Source organism: Paenibacillus cucumis (ex Kampfer et al. 2016), from assembly GCF_019748695.1.
GTDB lineage: Bacteria > Bacillota > Bacilli > Paenibacillales > Paenibacillaceae > Paenibacillus > Paenibacillus polysaccharolyticus.
On sequence record NZ_JACLIC010000009.1, the window covers coordinates 66,318 to 87,917 of the forward strand.

19 protein-coding genes are annotated in these 21,600 nt (G+C 47.0%); 6 read left to right on the top strand and 13 right to left on the bottom strand.

Translation table 11 applies throughout. The features are described 5' to 3' along the window. Positions 1-46: 46 nt before the first annotated feature. Entirely contained in the window at positions 47-340 is a 294-nt protein-coding gene (locus H7T88_RS05585; protein ID WP_221787551.1) for a CD3324 family protein, read from the bottom strand. A 280-nt stretch (positions 341-620) separates the two neighbouring features. Beyond that, complete coding sequence (locus tag H7T88_RS05590; protein ID WP_312027584.1) at positions 621-1,532, bottom strand: helix-turn-helix transcriptional regulator; 912 nt, start codon at positions 1,530-1,532, stop codon at positions 621-623. 179 nt (positions 1,533-1,711) lie between these two features. Between H7T88_RS05590 and H7T88_RS05595 the strand changes: the two genes are divergently transcribed. From H7T88_RS05595 to H7T88_RS05615, 5 genes are all read left to right on the top strand, one after another. Then, a complete protein-coding gene (locus tag H7T88_RS05595) occupies positions 1,712-2,290 on the top strand; it encodes a hypothetical protein (RefSeq protein ID WP_221787553.1) in 579 nt (192 codons plus the stop codon). Further along, positions 2,287-3,258 carry an MBL fold metallo-hydrolase gene (locus tag H7T88_RS05600; protein ID WP_260510733.1) on the top strand — a complete coding sequence of 324 codons (972 nt, stop codon included), beginning with the start codon at positions 2,287-2,289 and terminating at the stop codon, positions 3,256-3,258. Before H7T88_RS05595 ends, H7T88_RS05600 begins: the two co-directional genes overlap by 4 nt. A gap of 380 nt (positions 3,259-3,638) precedes the next feature. Beyond that, positions 3,639-4,715 carry a ribosome small subunit-dependent GTPase A gene (rsgA, locus tag H7T88_RS05605; RefSeq protein ID WP_260510734.1) on the top strand — a complete coding sequence of 359 codons (1,077 nt, stop codon included), beginning with the start codon at positions 3,639-3,641 and terminating at the stop codon, positions 4,713-4,715. Continuing rightward, the gene (locus H7T88_RS05610) at positions 4,708-5,742 is read left to right on the top strand and encodes an aminoglycoside phosphotransferase family protein (protein ID WP_260510735.1); all 1,035 of its coding nucleotides are present in this window, start codon (positions 4,708-4,710) and stop codon (positions 5,740-5,742) included. Before rsgA ends, H7T88_RS05610 begins: the two co-directional genes overlap by 8 nt. Positions 5,743-5,884: 142 nt before the next feature. Beyond that, a complete protein-coding gene (locus H7T88_RS05615; RefSeq protein ID WP_221787563.1) occupies positions 5,885-6,418 on the top strand; it encodes a dihydrofolate reductase family protein in 534 nt (177 codons plus the stop codon). A 167-nt stretch (positions 6,419-6,585) separates the two neighbouring features. On the opposite strand, the gene H7T88_RS05620 is transcribed toward H7T88_RS05615, so the two are convergent. From H7T88_RS05620 to H7T88_RS05660, 9 genes are all read right to left on the bottom strand, one after another. Continuing rightward, positions 6,586-7,713 carry an SGNH/GDSL hydrolase family protein gene (locus tag H7T88_RS05620; RefSeq protein ID WP_221787565.1) on the bottom strand — a complete coding sequence of 376 codons (1,128 nt, stop codon included), beginning with the start codon at positions 7,711-7,713 and terminating at the stop codon, positions 6,586-6,588. Between the two features lie 33 nt (positions 7,714-7,746). Then, complete coding sequence (locus tag H7T88_RS05625; protein ID WP_221787698.1) at positions 7,747-8,154, bottom strand: hypothetical protein; 408 nt, start codon at positions 8,152-8,154, stop codon at positions 7,747-7,749. 255 nt (positions 8,155-8,409) lie between these two features. Next, complete coding sequence (locus H7T88_RS05630; RefSeq protein ID WP_090923440.1) at positions 8,410-9,132, bottom strand: amino acid ABC transporter ATP-binding protein; 723 nt, start codon at positions 9,130-9,132, stop codon at positions 8,410-8,412. Then, positions 9,129-9,785, bottom strand: coding sequence for an amino acid ABC transporter permease (locus tag H7T88_RS05635; protein WP_090923441.1), 657 nt, complete (start codon positions 9,783-9,785; stop codon positions 9,129-9,131). Before H7T88_RS05635 ends, H7T88_RS05630 begins: the two co-directional genes overlap by 4 nt. A gap of 18 nt (positions 9,786-9,803) precedes the next feature. Continuing rightward, positions 9,804-10,601 carry a transporter substrate-binding domain-containing protein gene (locus H7T88_RS05640; protein ID WP_221787566.1) on the bottom strand — a complete coding sequence of 266 codons (798 nt, stop codon included), beginning with the start codon at positions 10,599-10,601 and terminating at the stop codon, positions 9,804-9,806. Between the two features lie 312 nt (positions 10,602-10,913). Next, positions 10,914-11,816 (bottom strand): response regulator, encoded by a 903-nt coding sequence (locus H7T88_RS05645; RefSeq protein ID WP_154889831.1) that lies wholly within the window; start codon positions 11,814-11,816, stop codon positions 10,914-10,916. Beyond that, complete coding sequence (locus H7T88_RS05650) at positions 11,788-13,104, bottom strand: sensor histidine kinase (protein WP_221787567.1); 1,317 nt, start codon at positions 13,102-13,104, stop codon at positions 11,788-11,790. Before H7T88_RS05650 ends, H7T88_RS05645 begins: the two co-directional genes overlap by 29 nt. A 293-nt stretch (positions 13,105-13,397) precedes the next feature. After that, a complete protein-coding gene (locus H7T88_RS05655) occupies positions 13,398-16,379 on the bottom strand; it encodes an ATP-binding response regulator (protein ID WP_423246119.1) in 2,982 nt (993 codons plus the stop codon). Between the two features lie 179 nt (positions 16,380-16,558). Then, the gene (locus H7T88_RS05660) at positions 16,559-17,722 is read right to left on the bottom strand and encodes a response regulator (RefSeq protein ID WP_221787569.1); all 1,164 of its coding nucleotides are present in this window, start codon (positions 17,720-17,722) and stop codon (positions 16,559-16,561) included. 167 nt (positions 17,723-17,889) lie between these two features. Here H7T88_RS05660 and H7T88_RS05665 point away from each other — a divergent pair, with 167 nt between their 5' ends. After that, positions 17,890-18,387, top strand: coding sequence for a DinB family protein (locus H7T88_RS05665; protein ID WP_221787570.1), 498 nt, complete (start codon positions 17,890-17,892; stop codon positions 18,385-18,387). 221 nt (positions 18,388-18,608) lie between these two features. On the opposite strand, the gene H7T88_RS05670 is transcribed toward H7T88_RS05665, so the two are convergent. Both H7T88_RS05670 and H7T88_RS05675 read right to left on the bottom strand, forming a co-directional pair. Continuing rightward, positions 18,609-19,592: an SMI1/KNR4 family protein gene (locus tag H7T88_RS05670; protein WP_221787689.1), complete on the bottom strand. Its 984-nt coding sequence runs from the start codon at positions 19,590-19,592 to the stop codon at positions 18,609-18,611. 214 nt (positions 19,593-19,806) lie between these two features. Then, the gene (locus tag H7T88_RS05675; protein ID WP_221787571.1) at positions 19,807-21,432 is read right to left on the bottom strand and encodes a rhamnogalacturonan lyase B N-terminal domain-containing protein; all 1,626 of its coding nucleotides are present in this window, start codon (positions 21,430-21,432) and stop codon (positions 19,807-19,809) included. Positions 21,433-21,600 lie beyond the last annotated feature (168 nt).

Below are 21,600 nucleotides of genomic sequence, written 5' to 3' on the forward strand. Positions count from 1 at the left end.
AAAGCCACATCCGATGGCTCGAATGTGACTTCCTTTTCATCCAATCTTAATTCATTTCTATTTCTATTTCGCTTCGCTTTTTAGAATATACAATTTTCTTAATACTCTCGATGGATAAACAATATTGCTCTGCAAGCTCATCGATCGTTGCTCCCGTAGCAAACTTCTGGCGAATCTCGTTGTTCCGCTCCCGAATCAGTTGTCGACCGCCTGAATTCTCTCCCCATTTCTTATGGGTATCCTTCGGCCTCGGAATATAGATTAATCCGCCGGGAAGATGACGTTGTATCTCTTCGAGCAATGCCTTCGGAAGGACGGCATCCGCATTCACATATTTCATCGTACTCCACTCCTTAAAAAGTTAATCTTTAAGGTAGCAGAGTCTTACGAAGATTCTTCTGACTTCATCGCGTCAATGATGGCGGGAATGGATATTAGGCTCTATGCAAACAACCGCCGTTGTTCCTCGCATGGACTCTGCATAGAGCTTCTCGTGAAACCTCTTATGAATCGAATCATGGTAGCCCCCCTTTCGCTGAATCGATATAAGATTACGTTAAGTCATGCCCCGGCATTTCGAATTACACTCCTATATCTTCCATATAGGAAACTGATATCCTTTAATCCTCCTTATACTGCGCTACACTTTGCTCCAGCATCGTACGGACCTGCTCTTGAAATTCTGGTGGAGATATCACCTTGACCTCGGGTCCATAGGAGAGTAGCCTACGCGCTGTAAAAGCAAACTCCGAATGTGGCACAACGCCGCGCCACTCTTGATCTGATACGGTCTTGAATAATGTATCCGACGCGGCTATTCTCGCCCCGAATGCTGTAAATTGCAGTACAACCTCTTCGCCATCCGTGTGCGCTGCCTGTTTCAGCCATGCTTTTAGTGTGGGTACAGATTCATCCATCTGATCCAGCACTGTAAGCTGCTTTATTCGATCCACACGATATAACAATACGCGATCGTTATGCCGTGCAGGCATGTACCAATACCCCTGCTCATAATAGATGCCTACGGGATTGACGGTCACCTTTTTCCAGCCACTGCGAGCGTTGTACAAAAATGAAATCACTTTCTTCTCGACTGCGGCTGTTAACAGATCCGATGTAAGGGAATCGTGATGCTCACCCGGATGTTGCATAAAAGCTATGTGTTCCCGTAGCCCTACAATCCGTTCCTGTACATCCGAAGGCAGTGTAGAGAAATACTGTTCTGCCAGATGTCCACGAATCGAACCATACGGAAAATCAGGAACCATCTCCAAATATTCAAGCATCATAAACAAACCTAATGCTTCCTGCTGCGTCAGCTGCAGAGGTGGCAAAATGCGATTGGGCAGCACACGGTATCCACCGTTAACACCTACCTCCGTGTATAGGGGAAAGCCCATCGCCTGTAATGCATCCAGATCACGCTGAATGGTTCGAACCGACACTTCGAATCGTTCTGCAAGCTCCCGAGCCGTGAACTTATGTCTGGAATCCATGAGGCGCATCATCGCCAGCCTGCGTTGATTCATCATATCCCCACCTAAACTACGTCATTTTTTGTCATAGAAAAATTGTAACATATCCGAGCTATTCCACGAACGCGAAGACGTTATAGCATCCTTGAATGATTTTGCTTTGCAGGCAGGCTCTCCGCACATAGATGTAGAATATTAAGGCATCTACCATTAAATGTCGGGAGTTGAGACCAACAATGACCAGTAAAGAAATCTTTCCTGTAAATGTACGTGAGATTATTGATTACATAGAACATGGCGATGTATTGAAGGGGCCTTACCTTTCGGTTACCCATGACGGTGCAGTGACTGGAACAGCATTCGAGACACAAGATTCGTTCACGAATCTGGAGGAAGCCCTGATATTTTATCAGGAAGAAGACGTTGAGCCGCCTTGTTACTTTCTACTGGACATTACCGCAGACGCCTTAGGAGATATTCCACCTGCCTCTGGAGAGGAGCAAAAATCCCTCGACCGAGCATTTATTCTGTATGAAGAAGAGCAAGACTTCTACGGCATGATGAAGAAAAAATTAGAGGGACAGGCCCCGGAATTGGGCCTGAAGCCTGATCAACTTAACCACCTTGCTGATATTATCAGCAGTGATCTATTTCAGATTGCGAGAGCGCGATTGTTATGCAAGGAGCCACATCCGTATTTTGAAGAGATGTTTAATATCTATAAAAATCAAGGACTGCCTGTAGGCTGGGTAGGTGGCGAATCTGCCAGTGAAGGGCACTTCGTCATTTACAGTCGTCCGAGACAGGAGAGATGATGTTGAGAGACCGGATTGCAGCCTTTCGAGGCTCCAAGCATTTTCAATTAAAATACATCACGGATCACGTCATTGCTGCCATTGCGGTTCCAGGAACAGGATCATTAGGGAATGCAACCATCATTGATCTGGGCGATGCAACAATGGTCGTGGATACTTTCCTAACCCCGCAGGCCGCATCCGACCTGAAAGAAGCAGCCACTTCTATTACAGGGAAACCGGTAACCTACGTTGTAAATACACATTGGCACAGTGATCATACCTCTGGAAATCAAGTGTTTGTACCCGAAGCTCTCATTATCTCGACAACGGCTACCCGCGAGATTATGGATACCTTTTCAAGACAAAGAATAGCTCAATATCGGGAGAATACGGAGCAGATGAATCAGGCGATTCATCAACAAGAAATACAACTGCAGCAAGAGACCGATGAAAAGTTAAAACGAGAGATGGCCTGGGATAATGCCAGTGACCGTGAGTTTATGCAGATGCTTCCCGATCTGGTACATTCCGTTCCCACGATAACCTTTGATCAACAGCTGGTGATTCACGGTAGTCAATGCACCGTTCAACTCCTTACATTTGGTGGGGGACATACCCAGAGTGACACCATCCTGTGTATTCCTGAAGAGAAAATCGTTATTACAGGAGATCTGGTCCTGTCCAAACACCATCCGGTTTTGGCTAATGCCAACCCGCAGGAGTGGCGGCGTATATTGGAACAGATCGAGCAGCTTGGGGTGGAGACAATCATTCCCGGGCATGGAGAGGTATGCTCTCTGCAAGAGCTTCATGATGTAAAAGGATATATTCAGGATATGCTGGCTCTGGTGACAGAAGCCGTGAAGACCAAACAATCTATAGATGATATTGAAGTACCGCACAACTATAAGGAATGGTCGTTTACAACCTACTTCAAATCGAATTTAAGCAAAATTCACACGCTTATCACGGAGTCAGAAACATAAATAGTGTAGTTTATAAAATTTTGAAATTTGCATAAAATCAACATTGAATTATTTTCCATTACAGGGTATGGTTAAGAAGCTTAGCGATAAGCAAGTTCCTTACACGAAGGGAGAGGTTTTATATGACTGCTACTTATACGAATATGGTGGTTCAGTATTAAAACCGAATAGCTGGCATATCTGAAAAAAACGGGATGACTCCCGTATTCTTTGTTATGCCATCCAAAGAAACCTTTCGTGAATATTGCTGTTTGCAGATACGATGAAGGTCGTATCTTTTTTGCGTCCTGATGCCGCAGAACAGTAGCTTCGTAAGAGGCTGCTTGTTTGCGGCATTTTTGCGTCCAAAAACAACATTTAAAGGAGCTAACCTTATACCCATGATGAATTTAAAAACCTACGGATATATCGAAACAGAAGAGGTCCCCGATGGATTAATACCTGGAAGAATCACAGAACTTCGGCGGGAGCAATTCACGGTCATGACAGAGCGCGGTGAAGTCACCGCTGTACTAAAAGGATCATTTTATTATCAGGCAGATATGCCAACCGCCTTCCCTTGTGTGGGGGATTTTGTCCTGCTGCGCTACAACGATATCGGTGATTCCCTGATTGTTAAGGTGCTGCCCCGAAGGTCCAAATTCTCGCGCGCAGACTATGCAGGCCATGCTGCAGGCTATGCCAAAACGATAGTGGAGCAGGTTGTCGCCACCAATTTCGATGTCGTATTTATCCTTTCTTCGCTAAACCAAGATTTCAATGTGAATCGCATTCTGCGTTACCTGACACAAGCCAGACAAAGCGGTGGTAAACCGGTCATCATTTTGACTAAGGCAGACCTCGTTACAGAAGATCATGCCATGCTCACGGAAGTTAAACAAAGGATCTCCGATGTACCTGTTCACGTGATCAGCAGTCATACTCGCTTGGGGCTGAACGAACTGGACACTTATCTAGCACCAGGTCAAACCGTTGTATTTCTCGGCATGTCTGGCGTGGGTAAATCCTCTCTGCTCAATGCATTAATTGAAAATGACGTCATGAGAGTGCAGGCCATACGGGAGGACGACAGCCGTGGACGCCATACCACAACACATCGTCAACTCTTTATGTTGCCTTCGGGCGCAATGGTTATTGATACGCCTGGCATGCGTGAGCTTGGGCTTTTCGATGCTGACGAAGGTATTCATGCAAGCTTTGCCGATGTCGAAGCATTATTCGCTCAGTGCCGCTTTACTGATTGCCGCCATCAGACCGAGCCTGGTGTGCAGTTCTCTCAGCACTCGCGGACGGTTCATTACAGCATGAACGGTGGGAGAATTATATTTCCCAGCAGTCAGAGAACAAGTATGTACAACACAAAACGAACTACCTCATCGAAAAAAGAGCAAAAAACAAAATCAACAGGATTCAGAGTAAACAAATCAACAAAAGCGGAGGTCGGAAGAAATGAATAAGACGAAGATGACGAAAATAAAGATGCAAACGTTAACTCATGTTTTAAACCAATATTTTAAGAAGAACATTATTGTAGCGGAATATCATACAACTACTCTGCATGGCGGAACTGTGGGTAACGTCAATCTGGTAACAGGAACAGCCGAAACCGAAGATGACCAAAAGTTTCCTTACCAACTTGTACTGAAGGTTCAGAAACAATGGGAACGTTATAATGATCCCGGTTCCTGGCGCCGGGAATATGATCTGTACATGTCTGACCTCGGAACAACATTCTCGGGGACCTTCCGCTGGCCCAAATGTTATTACGCGGAGATGAATGCCGAGGAAAATGAATTTCAACTGTGGCTGGAATATATCGATGGTGTGTCCGGTCTGGATCTGTCTATTGAAATGGTTGAACAGGCTGCGCTGGAATTAGGGCGTTATCAAGGTAAACTATACGCAGAACAGCCCGCAGTGCTGAAGAGTCTGAACAACCTGAGCCATGCCGATCTCATGAAAAATACGTATCTGCACTATCGCTCATGGCCTGTCGTTTATAATTACATCCGTTCTGAAGACTGCGAATTCCCACCCCATATCCGGCAAATGTTGATTGATATGGATGAACACTCGGACGAAATGTTCGCTCGTATCGAACAGTTGCCACTTGTGTTAAACCATCGGGATTTCTGGGTGACCAATCTGATCTATGCCGATGGGAACATCGCGCTCATCGATTGGGATACATCGGGGTGGGGATACTTTGGAGAGGATATCGCAAGCCTGGTTGCCGATGAGTGCGATATTGAGCATATGGTGGAATATTATCAGCGCTGTGTTCCTGCGTATTATAAGGGCTTTGCGGAATATGCCGATGCTCCTCCACTCGCCGACCACTGTGTACACGAGATGATTCTGTTCGTGTTCGGATACAGACTTGTCGAGGGTTATGTACATGCCGAGTCCGATGCGGCGAAGGAAGAAAACCTGCATATACTCCAGAAAATCTATGAAATGAAACATAGCCCGCTCCAGGGATAAACGGTGCGGTAGTTCATTGCTTATCCATGCTTCCAAGCTCCCTCCTTGGCTGTACTTTAAGTAAATAAGCATTTAAACTACGTCAAGTATTGTCATAGTTATGGTGTATCTTACAGGTATCACAGGAAGGGAGCGATGAACGATGAATACTTCTAATTCAAAAACGATTCTTTACATTGCCATGAGCCTGGATGGATATATTGCCCGATTGGATGGTACGTTCGATTGGTTGCTTGATGTGGAAGGTGATGGCGGCGATAACGGCTATGCCACATTCTATGAAACGATTGGCAGTGTGGTTATGGGACGTTCCTCGTACGAGGCAGTGCTTACCATGCCGGGAGACTTCCCTTATGCAGATCGTCCGACTTATGTGCTTTCTCGCTCAGAACACCCACCTGCACCGCATGTACAATTCACAACCGAGAGCGTAAAAACACTCATTCCCCAGCTGAAACAGTCTTTCGAGGGAGATGTTTGGATTTTAGGCGGAGGCCAGCTTGTTCAATCTGTGATGGAGCAACAGTTAATGGATGAGATTGAGGTGGCTATTATCCCGAAAGTACTGGGTGAAGGTATTCCCTTATTTCCAATGGGCACCGTACCGACCCTGCTGAAAACGATTCGTACCCAGACGCTTGGGCAGATCGTTTCCATCCGATATGAGGTACGGTGAAGTCTTGCAACAGATGGTTGATTAGAATTAGACGACCAGACTCAATAAAAACAACTCGAAGAAGACCGCATAGCGTCCTGCTACGCGGTCTTTCGTTACCCTTGGGTATATAACAACCATTGGGAGAATCGATATAAGTTGGAGAGTTCATTTACACAACTTGTATATTATAGAATTCGCCGAATGTACTCTGTTAAAACATCAGCCGACCGGCGATGTGATTGATCGCCAGGGTGTGACCTTGCGCCGATCGTTTCCTCGGTCGTATTTGGCAACTGAAGGATCGACACAGCACGATCTCTTGTTTGCCCGTGATAGGCATCCACCGCACGGTAGATGGCGGGAAGCAGAGAAGATCCAAGCATGCCATACGCCCAGATGATATGCGCTTGCGGGTTATTTTTTCGCAGCTTGATCAGAAAGCGCTCCACTGCATTCTCGAACTTGGCCAAGTCCGCCTCATGATACGTCCCGTCTCCGTTGAGGCGTTGCTTGTACACTTGTCCGGTCAGTGGATCTGTCCACGCTGGAGACTGGAATGCACCATCGTCATTGCTACCCAGATTGACTACAATAACATCAGGCTGCCAAGAGCTAAAATCATGTGGCTCTAACGCGCCAAGTTGCTCATTTCGCTCTCCCTTCAGCAGACCGCAGACCTGTTCATAATACGCCGGAATATTGCCATTCGGATTGTTGTCCCAACTACTCAGCACGCCCCATCCGCTCTGAGAGATGACACGATACTCTGCATCTAAGGCCTCAGCCGTCATGAACGTATAATTGTGTAGTGCACTGAACCACATGGGTACCCAGTCCTCTTCTGTCTTCGCCCCAATTGCTCCTTCTCCCGAGGTAATGCTATCTCCGATAAACTCGATTTTAAGAGGTTTCTCTTCTACAGGTAGGAACATGCCATCCGCCTTCAGCGCATGAAACTGCAGACTGTTGTTCAGGTCACCACTCATCGCCTGTACATCCTTGATGATACGCACATTTTTGACCGCATTAGGATTCATGCCACGGAATACACAGATCCAGGCTCTACCCCTGGTTAACATCTGACGGCTTACCGGAACACCATTGATAACAATGCTGATCCAGGGCTCAAGCAGATCATAGGAGGATTCTATTTCAACCCAAAATTCCGCACCCTGTACGTTCAATTCGACTGCACTACCTGTCCAAAACAAGGTCAATGGTGACCGCACGGTCGTAGTTCTACCGTGTATTTTTACATGCTGTACATTCGAAATAGCGATAACCTCTAATTCTCCATTGGAGCTGTTACTCATAGGAAACCTCCTGTTCAATTCATGGTTATATTCTCACTTATCGGATACTACCACCCGGAATGGAGCATGCCCTGTTTCCGCATGAAGAAGCTGTGTGGGTTTACGCAGACGCAGACTGCAGACCAGTCTAAATATAGCCCGCTTCTGTTCAACTTCCACCAATGAAACATCAATCCATAGAGGAACCAACGGGGCATGCCAGCATAGGAGATCCACGGCCTCATCCACTGTAAATTGCCGATGCTCTACATTCTGCGGAGCAAGCACAACCAACCGCATCATCTCGTCTGCACCGTTCAGCGATTTGTCCAGTTCGGGAGCAGGTTCAATGAGCAAGCCCATCTCTTCATACTCCAGTTGGTCCCGCTCCCTAATCTCTTCGATGGCCTGTATCAGATGTGCTCGGAAGATTACTTTATCCATCTGAGTTATTCGCTCCATAAACCCATGCCCTCCCTGGTCATGATATGTACTGACACAACTGATGAATCTATCTATATGTTTACACGGACACTCCTACTTATATAGACCTTTTATAATTATTATGCACAACAGCAAAAATCCCCTGCAAGCAACCCTGTTTAAGTTCATCATATCAGATGTGCTCAAGTCCATGGTTTGCCCGTAAGGGATATGTTCATTTATTTTTGATTATCGGAGGAAAAAGGTAGCCTTTTCCGGCTTCTCTTCTGCGCGTTACAGCACCTTACCCAGGAATGCCTTGGTTCGTTCATGACGCGTATTCTGAAAAAGTTCCTCTGGCGTGCCTTCTTCGACAATATAACCGCCGTCCATGAAGATCACCCGATCTGCGACCTCACGGGCAAAGCCCATCTCATGTGTCACAACAATCATCGTAATGCCTTCATGCGCAAGGTTTTTCATGACTTGTAGCACTTCCCCGACCATCTCGGGATCAAGAGCCGAGGTAGGCTCATCAAACAACATCACACTCGGATTCATGGCGAGTGCGCGCGCAATGGCTACACGTTGTTGCTGTCCACCGGACAGCTGATCGGGATAGGCATCTTTTTTCTGAGACAGCCCTACCTTACCAAGCAGTTCCATTGCTTTTTTCTCATTTTCGGCTTTGCTCAGCTTCCGGATATGTTTGGGCGCCAGCATGATGTTCTCTAGCACGGTCAGATGCGGAAACAGATTGAACTGCTGGAATACCATGCCCACATTGGTGCGTAGCTCGTCGATATTGGTCTTCGGGGAGGTAACCTCCACCTCGCCAATCATGACCTTGCCTGACGTGACCTCCTCCAGTAGATTGAGGCAGCGCAAGAAAGTACTTTTGCCAGACCCCGAAGGGCCAATGACACATACTACTTCCTGCTCCCGAATCGTTGTGGAGATATCCTTCAGCACCTCGTTCGCACCAAACTGCTTTCTTAAGTTCTCTACAATAATCATCGGATTGCATACCTCCTTTCAATGAATCGGGATGCCCGGGATAACAGCACAATAATGATCAGATAGAACACACCGACTGTACCCCAGATTTCAAATGCCCGGAAGTTCGCGGAAACGATAATTTCCCCGCTCTGTGTAAGCTCCGCAATCCCTATCGCTGATAATAACGAAGTATCCTTAATCGTAATAATAAACTGGTTTACAAAAGTAGGAATCATACGCCGTGTTGCCTGCGGCAGTACCACGAGCCACATGGTTTTGAAACGACTTAGGCCTAGTGACCTTGCTGCCTCATGCTGCCCTTTGCCAATAGATTCAATCCCTGCCCGGAAAATCTCCGAGATGTATGCACCAGCATTTAAGCTAACCGCGATAATGCCTGCCGTCATGGCCGGAATGCGCATATCCAGAAACACCGGCAGACCGAAGTAAATGAAGTATACCTGCACGAGAAGCGGTGTGCCACGGATGATATCCACATAAAGCGAAGCCACCAGTCGCAACAACCGATTCAGGGAAGTGCTCATCAAGCCGGAGATCAGACCAATCACCATTGCAAAGATGAGCGAGATCACAACAATTTTTAACGTAACGACCGTTCCCTCTAACAGAAGAGGCAATGCATCCAGTATGACTTGCCAGGAGGAATCCATCCGTACCACCGTTCCTTTCTACTTCGCTGCTGTTCCTAGATATTTTTCAACGATCTTGTCGTATTCGCCGTTTGCCTGCAATTTTTTCAGTCCGTCATTGATCTTCTTCTGCAATTCAGCATCGCCTTTAGCTACAGCAATCCCGTAGAAGTCACCGTTCAAGCGGTCACCAACAATCTTAAGTTTAGAGTTAGGGTCCACAGCGATTTTATAAGAAACCACCGGGAAGTCTTCGAGTGTCGCATCCGCGTTTTTATTCGCTACTTCCTGATACATGGATGGGCTATCATCAAAATATTTCACGGTTGCGCCATAGGTCTTCGCATATTCATCAGCGAGATTCGCACCTGACGTTCCTTTTTTGATCGCAATTGTTTTACCTTTCAAATCCTGCGGACTCTTAATGTCGTTGTTATCCTCATTCACGATTAAGGACAGTCCAGCTTGATAGTACGGTTCGGAGAAATCTACAACCTTTTTGCGCTCATCCGTAATACTGATGCCTGCAATTGCGCCATCCAACTGATTTGCTGTAATGGCTGGAATGATACCTTTGAAATCCATCGGCTTGATCTCTACCTCAAAGCCTTCTTCTGCCGCAATGGCATTCATCAGGTCAATGTCGATCCCAACGTATTTTCCATCCTTCTGAAACTCAAACGGAGGATATGTTGCATCCGTACCAAATGTATATTTGGTTACTGCCGATCCACTTGCAGACTGGGCACTGCTGTCTTCTCCTGATTTTGCTGTGCCGCAGGCACTAAGTGCCAGAGCAAGAACTGAAGCCATAACGATGGATGCTACCTTTTTCATGGAAAAACCCCTTTTCCTGATTAGATTGGAATCGACCGAATCGATCATTTGTATTTATGTACGTATTGTATTTCTACACCTACGAGAACTTACGCAATCCTACACATTTTATTAACAACATATGAAAAATAAATTAACACAATGTTGTTTTTGACTACTTTTTTGTACAAAACTCTAAATAATTATATGAAAAACCCTCGTTTTATGTAACTTTATATAACACAAAAATAAAAAAAGACCCTTGGAAAGGGTCTCTAGAATTTTGACTTACACATACCTGCGCTGTGATATGGATTTTATTCACTTACTATTCTAGCTATTTATTTTCTCTACTGTCTCCATGTAGAATACTTGCAGGAATTTCTTGATGTTTACCTTGCTCTTGTTGTCGCTCGCCTGCTCTTCTTCCATCGCCCGCATCTTCATACGCACGTCCTGAAAATCAAAATAAAGCGGCGCATAATGCTCAAATTTATGATTGCTGTAATCCGTAAGCCCAATGGAGGCGAGATTTGTCAGTGCCGTCAGAACCGTTCTGCGGATGCGCTGCTCCATCGCCTTGCACTCCTTCTCCACTTCCTTGGGCGTTAGCTTGTACTTCTGAGCCACAGCTTCATAGGATTCCTTCAGCGGCGGTAGCTCAGAGGCCTGCTTTTGCTCAATAGCGTACTCCATCAGGGCTATGATATCTTTGCTCCCACTCTCACCGATGATGCCCAGATCCATTAATATGCTTCGCGCCGAATCTCGCACCGTTCGGGTCTGAGCAGGAGCCAGGGCCGGAGCTTCTACCAGATTCAGGCGAGCCATGGACTGTTTGATCTCCTGTACATAACGCTCATACTTCCATTGCTCATTCACTTTATTGAGCACATGCTCTACCTCCACCCGGTTGATCGGTTTGTGAATGAAGAACTCAATCCCCTTCTGGTAGGCCGCTCCCACCATCTCTTTGTTGACCACCTGTGAGATCATAATAAATTTGCCGTTATAGCCGCTCTGCTTCAGGTTCGCCACGGTTTCAATCCCGTCTTGATCTGGCATCAACAGGTCAATCAATACGACATCGGGCTTGAGATCCAGAATCATACGCTGTCCTTCCAGACCGCCCTCGGCCATACCCGTAAGCTCCCCGGTTCCACAATTCTCGATGATATCCTGTAGCATGCTGCGGCTCACCACATCATCATCCACGATCAGGATCGAAAGTGTCATGGGCATCGGCCTCCTTCATTAGATTGACCCTGGGGATCATGACTGTGAACACCGTACCCCTTCCAGATGGAGCACCTTCTACCTGAATCTGTCCTTCCAGCGACTGAACGATATCACGTACATGGGAGAGACCAATACCTGTGGCAGCAATGCCCACTTCATTAAACTTGGTCGTATAACCGGGTTCAAAAATAACCCCGCGCTTCGCGTCAGGTACACCTTTTCCCGAATCGGTCACCACAAAATGCACATCCGCATCCTGTTCAAACACCCGTACTTGGATCATGCCCTCCTGCTCAATTGCTTCAACCGCATTAGCCAGCAAGTTATTCATGACCGTAAGCAGTGGGATGTAGTATGGAGACTCCCCTTCATATTGTTGTTCAATCTCGATCTTCACCTGTTTGTGCAACATCTCACTGTATTTCCGATTGGCCCTGCCTGCAAAATGTACCACTTCCGACAGACTCATATTGACCGTCTTCTCGTTATCATAAAGCTTCAACAATCCGGCCAGAATCCGCTGCGAATCCTTCTTCACTTCATGAATCTGTTGAGCAATGCCCAGGGTTCGCTGGCTGTATTCGTTCATGTCCTGCTCACGCAGATCACGATATAGCTCATAACTGTTAGCCGTAATACCTTCAATCGTATTCATCGCTTTTTTCAGGTAAAAAACTTCGCCGTACAGTCCCGAATTCACACTTAACATCTGTTCGATCCGCTTTTCCTGTTCTGCATGCAGGAGCCTGATCTGTCTGACCGCAAAACTGTTATACAGCCCGATGACAAAGTAACTTCGCAAACCACCTACAATCAGCAGATAGAGCCATTCACGCATATAAAAAATATTCGTCCCGCCCAGCACACCTCGCACGAATAACTCCACCAGGTTGGAGGAAAAATCTATACCGGTGATGATACCACCAAGCAATAGCGGGGGAATTTCATGAAAACGGTGTTTGAGCTTGCTTAGCCCATAGGCAAAGACCACATAGTATAAACCTGCTCCAAGGTTATCTTGCATGCTCTCTAGTACGGAGATGGTGTGTATATGGTGAATCAAATCAGCCGATTGGAAAGCTATGCTCGCTAGCCCCGTCAGGATTCCTGTTTTTATATAAGATAAATGGGGCATAATCATCAGCAAAAACAAAAGAATGCTGACCCCGAGGCCGATCCGGAAATAATCTTCCCGAAAGGGATTAATTTTGAACTGTGCACCTACGGACGTAGCCAATGCAACGGCAACCATCTGCACATTCTCGTTTTTGACCCAATTGCGCATCCCTTAATCCACCTACTATCGCAACGTTCACAAGCCCACACTGCTACGGCTCATGCTTCTGATGTTAAATATACTAACATACGCGAGAAACATTAGAAATATTTAAAATTTGGGGATTGTGTCATTCCACTGTTAAACAACATAAAAAGGCTGGAAGTTTGACTTCAACAGCCTTTTTTATCCTTGGCTCCTACCTGCAGGTTTTCCGCTCAACGATTCTGGTCATACGTGAGTATTCCTTGGAGGTTAGGAGTTTAGCTATTCGATCCGAAACGGAACTCCGTAGCTACGGGTTATTCCGTTTCACTGTCAGGAATCTCGAAAGATACCGTGGTCCCCTTGCCCGGCTCACTTACAATGGTTAGTCCGCGGCCATAACGCTGGAGCAATCTACGGTTTGTGTTCGCGATCCCAATCCCGCCTTTACTGCTCCAGGAAGCTTCCTGTAATGCGGCGACTTGCTCAGGTTGCATGCCTTTGCCATTATCCTTGACCTCAATTCGGGTGTAACCCTCACACCGGTTAATGCTCAACCATATCGTTCCTCCGGCAGTACGGCTTAATAAACCATGTTTAACCGCATTCTCCACCAAAGGCTGAATGGATAGAGGAGGCAGACGCAGCGTGAGATTAGACTCCATGTCCAAGACAACAGACAGCCGGTCCTCAAATCGTGTTTTTTCGATAAACAGATACGCTTCGACGAGCTCCAACTCATGGGACAACCTCACTAATTCTCCAGTATTGAGGTAGTTAAAACTGATGCGAAGGTAAGATGAAAAAGCTTCTCCCAGCCTGCGCATATGATCCGTATCTATATCGCTCAGCACCATCAGTGAATTCAGCGTATTAAACAAGAAATGAGGCTGAATCTGTGCCTGCAGATAGGCCGCTTCCATCCGCAGCCGCTCCTTGATAGACTTATTCAGCATCGTCAGTGCTCGTATCCGGTATTTAAGCTCCACGGCATCCACCGGTTTGGTAATATAATCATTAGCTCCGGACGCAAATCCGGTATAAATGTCTGGCGGCTGACTTCGAGCCGTGAGCAACAGCACGGGAAGCTCTGACATGGAAAACTGCTCACGCACCTTCCGGGTCAGCTCATATCCCGACATGTAAGGCATCATTACATCCGTAATCAATAAATCCCACTGGCGTGTATTTAATAATTCCAGCGCTTCCTGCCCTGAACGAGCGGTTGTAATCAGACAAGGCTCATTAGAAAGAATACTGACCAGCACCTCAAGGTTAACCGGGTCATCATCAACAGCCAGAATGAATGACTTTCCTTCTGGCAAAAGAGGGGGCATTTCTTCTGCCGCTGCGGATTCGGCATGTTCTGAAGCAGTATGCTGTAACACAAAGCCGTTTAATGCTTCCTCCATCATCTTGGAGCTTTGCTCCCACACGGCAGGCAGTGGCTCAGCCAGCTGCGGTTGCGGATCTCCCTGCTCGGCTGGCTGAGCCAGCCGCAGATCAAAGCTGAAAATTGAGCCCGCCCCTGGCATGGAACTCACGGACAGTGATCCGCCATGCAGCTCAACAAGCTGTTTGCAGATATTTAATCCAAGCCCGATGCCCTGTCCGTCCCGTTCATCATAGGGACCCTGCTCATACGGAAGAAAAATTCGCGCTTGCGTTTCCTCGTCCATACCTGTACCTGTATCGGCAACATGAATTAGAGCATGGCTCTCAATAAGCTCGGCACTTACCGTAATCGTACCTCCCTCTGTATGTTTAAGGGCATTATGCAACAGGTTATACATAATCTGCACAAGTCGCTTCTCATCGGCCATGACCTGAGGGAAACCTTCTTTAATGTCCATTTGCAGCTGCACCGGCTTTCGTTCAACCATGTATCCCAGCATCGTCATGATGCCAGGCACAACAGATTGCACGGATACCGGAGAACACTGCAGTGTAATACGGTGCTCTTTAAGTCGTACAACATCCAGCAGGTCGCCAAGCAGATGAGACATTCGGCGCCCGATCGTAATAAGCAGCTCCATATCCTCTACACTGCGCGCTTCAAGCTTGCTTTTTTCCCGAATAACGACATTATGAGCAATGTTAATGATTCCGTGCAGCGGTGTTCGCAGCTCATGCGATGTGTTCGCGAGGAACTGGTCTTTGATCTTGTCACCTTTTTGCAGCTCCTTATTCAACTCTATAATTTCGTGGGCATTTCTAAAATACTTTTTGAACCAATAGGCCGAAAATCCCGTAATCGCAAACACGATATCCAGCGGATAATAAACGGTCATGTCGCCCCCGAACCTCCCCGCTGCACTCCATAACAGGTTCGATATAATACCTCCAGCAGTTAGAAGCAGGAAGACCGTATCCCGATCCAGTGATACTCTAAAGATCATCGTTGCTACAATTGAAAAGAACCAGAACGCTGAGATCATAGTGAACAGGTTAATCACATAGTAATGACTCATCGCATAAACAACGCTGATAGGCACGACCAGAATGACAGCAATATAAGCTAAAGTGACAGCTGCATAAATTTGAAGCCATTTTTTTCGGATATGAACGAGAGCCAGTCTCTGGAATAACAGCAGGATACAAGCATTTTGCAACATTACACAGATGACCCGCAGCTTGACTCCCCATGTATAGTTTATCGGTAGCCACAGCATCAAGAGGTTATCATGACCAGCCATAATAATGAAACCAACCGAAGATGTAAGAATAGCTGAAACCAGCAAGCCCCGCTCTTGCGGATTGAAAGCATACAAAATACAGGCGTACATTCCATGCAGCATCAGCACAAGAAAGATCGCCAGTTGAAAACCAATGGAACACCAGCGCGCATATTCTACAGCAGCTTCCGAGCCGAAACGGACAGGTTTGCTAATCCCACCCTTATAAGGGCTGTCATAATTGGCTACACGAACAAGCAGTTCAATGGATGTCGTACCTTCCTGATCATAGGTGGCTGTAAAAGCCGTGCCCCTGGGTACATAGCTCACTTCATTGTCCGTCACTCGTCCCATACGATAAGCGTTCTCTCCGTTAATCTCGACATCGGATGCACTGCGGATATCTTTGAACCAGAAGGTCACGGATGTCTGAAGTGGATCAGTCAAAATACGCAATCGATATGTCGCATATCCAAGTGAATTTCCCCCATCCGGTTTAAGCTCTTCCCTCCAGTCCCCTGGAACCCGAACAAGCTTTCCTTTGGCATTCTCCCCTTTGTTCATAAGCTGCTGACCCGTTAATAGTTCATGCGAGTACAGCTCCCACTCTCCGTTCAGATACATCACAGGAGACTGTTCCAGATCGCCCCCTCGCAAGTCAATGACGCCATTCACGGCGCGATGTTCATCCGTAATCGGAAATAACTGAAACCACACCCAACGCGTACCTAGCAATACAGCAAAAATAGCCAACATTATCCATATGTAGTGATAACGCTTTACCCATCCTTTATCCTGTGCCTTCATCCCATCGTTTGCCCCGGCTCAGTTAAGCCCAGCTTCCAGTCACGATACCAATGACGAATCTCTTCACTAATTGGAATGCCCAAGTCCTGCTCCATTCTGCTCATTAAGAGCCGGTATTGCTCTTCTACACCAAGGTCATGATTTATCTCATCATATAGTTTCATGAGCATGAAGTAGCTTTCTTCTTCGTCAGGTAACATCTGCTGAATCTGCTGCATGTTCTCGACTACACGTTCGTTCTCATCCTGCTTGAGATAATAGAGATTGAGTTGTCTCATATGGTACAACCACAGGTAACGTAATCTCTCCCGCTCAGGTTCAGCCCAAATAAAGTCGTATTGTCCAAAATAGGTGCCCTTGTACCGATATAATGCCTGTTCATAAGCTTGAACCGTTCCGGGCTGCACTTCCCCCCATGCTTTCATCTCCTGCTCCCACTGCTCACTGTCCAGCTGAGCATCCCCCACTTCAAGCTTGTAGCCCGCTTCCAGATGCGCACTTTGAATTTTAATCATATCCATACCACAAGCCTTCAATGTCTGACGAACATGATACATCGTAGTGTAGAGTTGATGCGCTGTCTTCTCTTCTTCCATTCCCGGCCACATCAGGTCCAGCAGCACACTGCGATAAATAACCCGGTTCCGATGATGTAGAAGGTAGGCAAACAACTCCTGAGCTTTGCTGGTACGCCACTTGGCGATCTGCGGCTCTTTGCCTGGCAGTTTAAAGCTTATTTGATTGAAGCAGCAGATCAAGGGAACTTCTGTATCCATCACTCGCTGTTCACATCTGACGGCAAGCTTCTCCCGCACACGTTGCAACGTCCGCTTGAGACGTTCCGTCTGCAAGGGCTTCATTACATAATCCAATGCCTGAAGTTCAAAGGCATGAACTGCATATTGATCATAGCTGGTGACAAAAATAATCTCAGTACCGGGCACCGCGATCTGAATTCGCCGCCCCAAGTCCATTCCATCTATTTCTGGCATATGGATATCCAGAAATACCACATCCGGCCGATGCAGCACAACACCTGCCATCACCTCAGCCGGATTCATATAGCTGGCAGCAATCTGAATGCCGCTTACTTCTTTCTCTAATAACTTTTGCAGTCCGATCAACGCAAGGCGTTCATCATCAACCAGAATGACCTTCACAGGAGCTTCCTCCTCGACCCAGAGGTCTTGATTTTTATTTATACTATTATATCATACGTGTTTTCCAAATCAGGTCCCTGTTTCCACTTTTTAATTTTCTGCAATTTAATTGTATAATGGACATAATGACAGGCCAGAGCCTGTTCTTATAGAGAGGAAGATCACACATGTCAGATGTAAATCAGAGTTTTGGACAAGCCCTTGTTAAATCCCTCGTAGGGGAGCGCGGACATATTCGCATAACCAAAGCACTGCCCGATATTGATGTGGAGCTGGCGGGACGTACGCACGAGGCTATGCCCTATACCATTTATCAATTGGTTAAACATATGCACTACTGGCAGAATTTCATGCTGGAGCATGTTGAGGGGCGCAAGCCGCAGATGCCAGCCAACGTAAGCGAGAGCTGGCCGGTAGAGACAGGCCCACAGGATGAAGCGACTTGGCAAGAGGATATTCAGGCATTCCTGGGCGGAATTGATCAAGGCGTATCCATCGCAGAAACCGCACAACTGAATGATCCGCTTCTCTTTTTCCCAGGCGAAACCAAAGGTGGATTACTGCGCAATATCGCCTCACATAACTCTTATCATCTCGGCGAGATTGTGCTGCTTCGCCGTTTCTATGGCGCATGGCCGCCTCCAGGCGGCGGATTCCCGGCATAATAACGAAAGAACGTACGGGAAAACATCCTCGAATCTGCGATTGAGGATTGTAAACTACAACAATGGCAGATAAAGGCATTGCAACATATGGTACACCGCAGACGAGAAGCCGCATGGGGGTGCACCCTGCGGCTTCTCGTTCATTTAGGATGTTTTTTTAATTGTAACTGCTTTTCATCTTTTGGCACGTAAGGCGTAAACCCGGTTGTCCATCAAAGTGTTTATCGCGTTAACCCTTGGATAAACGTTTCAAAGTTCGGTGCGAGCGGTGTAATCTTTCGCTGGTTCTTATCTACGTAGACGACCTCTGGCTCACCATCATTGCCGAAGGAACGATAGTCCAGCATGACAACCCCTGCTTCGGCAGACGCTTTCGCAATGACCACCCCAATCTCGGGATAACCATCACGTTCAATCACAGCCCAGCTTCCTTCTTCACCGCACAGGGAATGGCGCTTCTCACGGCCAATACCTAATATCCCCTCAATCTCGACATGTCCGGTTTCTCCAGACTCTTCGTTTGTCACGGGGAAAAAGCGGTTATATGGAATGCCTCCGTTATGCTCCTTCATCATCTCAATGTAAGAGGCAGGCAAGCGGAATACAAGTTGTTCTTCCACCGATTCAATCAAGCCATCGCTTGGCAGATCAGACACATACTGCTCCAGAGCCAATTCACTGTCATTCCAGAATTCACCGGATACGGGTACTGGATCATCATGGACTAAAGGTATAGAAGAGATCACCACCGGTTGCTCTTCGGCTGTTATTTTTTCCAACTCACCGTCTTCGTCATCTTCACCCGTTACGCCCTCGCCCTCGCCCTCGTCCGCGTCCTCATCCTCTTCTTCCTCATCGTCCCGGTTTCGAATCCATTCCAGAAACTCCAGCGTATCTTCATCCCCAGGCTCCAGCTCGTCGGATCGTTCAAAAGCTTGCTCTGCCTTGTCGTATTGTTCCAGATAGTAATAAGCCAGTCCAACGCGATACTGCCAGAGTGGATCATCTGCTCCCTCTTCGGCCACGGTCAGGAATTGCTCCACAGCTTCTTCATAACGCTCCAGATTGTTTAAAGCCCGGCCCAAGTGATTCACTAGCTCATAGTCTCTCTCTTCCGCAGGAATCTCCTGCACTGCTTCTACAATTTTCTCGTACTCGTCTTGCTCATGCCAAGTTTCCAGTTGCTCCAATAATTCTTCGTTCATCATCGTGCCTCCGTTCCTTCTTCTCATCATTATGTATTGAAAATTATACCACTATACGGAACCGCTTCTCCAGCGAAGAGGGAAACGGTCTACATCGCAATGGCATTTAACATTGAAAAGCCTAAAAAAGTAGCCCGACCTCATGTTATCCATTCAGTCAGGCCACTCAAGCTATTGCTTCCTTCGTTAACTCTTGTTCTTGGTTAACCCCTGATTAATTCAGCAATTCCACACAATCGTACACCCAACCTGCACTTAACCAGTTGCCCAAGTCGCTGGAGCCACTGATTGGTGTAATGGTGATTGTATTAGCACCGTTAACAAAATGAGATGCGGGAATATTCCAGCTAAAGGTAGTATTGTTGCCCCGGTACGTGCCGATGGTGAAACTGCGTGAATTAGGCTGAGCGGAAGGAGCTGGATTACTTAATGTGCGTCCATTAATAGTTACACTTGGTCGGCCATTATTGTAAGCAGCTGTGATACCGATGTTCAGTACATGTGAGGAGGATGCTTGTGCCGCACTCAAGTTAAAATTCACCGTTGTAGGCGAGTTCTGACCCCGGAATTGAATAGCCGGAAAACGATTCGTTGCACTGCCCGGAGTATACGTTACCGGCCCCCAGCTTGGGTTGCGACTGTCCGAAGGATGACGAATCGGAATCGTCTGTCCGTTCAGGAATTCCCGTGGTGTCCCGTCCCAGTTCCCAATCCGCCAGATGCTGGAGGCTTTGCTCGGATCATTGTTGATGGTGCGGGTATTCACCGTTGTCGTTTGTCCCGCATTCACGTTCACATTTTCCGTGTATACGGCAAGCTCACCTTTATACACCGTCATGGTATATGTTCCCGGAATCATGCCGTACCTGGTAGCAGACCCGCCAGATGATGCATTTGTCCAATACTGAGCGTTGCTGTTCGCAAATCCAATCGTGTAGGCGTAACCTGCCTCCATGCCAGAAAGTCCATTCAACACCACATTACCTCGACTGCTCACCCATCCTTGCAGATTTAATCCTGACATCCAGCTAAAATCAGGTGCGGCAGGTGTTCCTCCAGTTGTAAAAATAAGTGCATACGGCCCATGCAGACCAAGACGCCAGTTCTCCGTCTGGGCATGCCCCGAGTTCATATAATTATAGACTTCCGTCTCAGAGCCGCTCTGGAACTGAATATCACGGAAGAAAGGCCCGCCTGAGCTTTTCTCTCGGTTGCCGTACGCCATAAATACACCAACTCCGTTGCCCGTTACCCCTCGAACAGACAGGTCTTTCGCCTGATCATTACCATAATATTTGGAGGCCGATTGCCCATTCGAGAATCCGAATACATCCTGACTTTCAATCGCCCCCGTATTACCCCTGTTGTTCGAGTTCACCGGCACACCGGTCAGCACACTCCCATTGCCGCGGAAAATATAACGAAGCTCACCAATAGACGGCTGTGCCGTAATATGGGTGGCCATATAGATGATGTTCTCGCCGCCGCGCGAAGCATAATAATGCGTTAATGTACTGGTAGAAACGGTGATTAATACCGTTGAACCCGAAGGTGATCTATTCCACGTCACATTCGCGGATGATCCTAAACCTGAACCAATATGTGATCCTCTATTACTGTTCAGCTCCGTTCCGTTCATCTTGGCCGAGATGATATCTCCATTCGTTTTGTTGACCACATACACAAGTCCTGAACCGGTATTTACCTCGATTCGGGAACCATTGTCTGTCACCTGAATGGTGGCTGCATGGCTCTTTGAAGCAGGAAAAGCAAAAACGGAAGCAACCATGGCGATGAACAGCAGCATACTCGTCCATTTTTTTACCAAACGTTGAGTCATGTGAATATCCCTCCTGATTATCATCACATTATGAAGCGCTTACATTTTAATGTATGCTCAACCTCTACGGTGGATTGTGATGTGCCACATCGTTTGATGTATACCTCATAGTTGCAATACTTCGTTGCGTATTAACCTCCTTTCCCAAAACACCTTTTGATACGATTT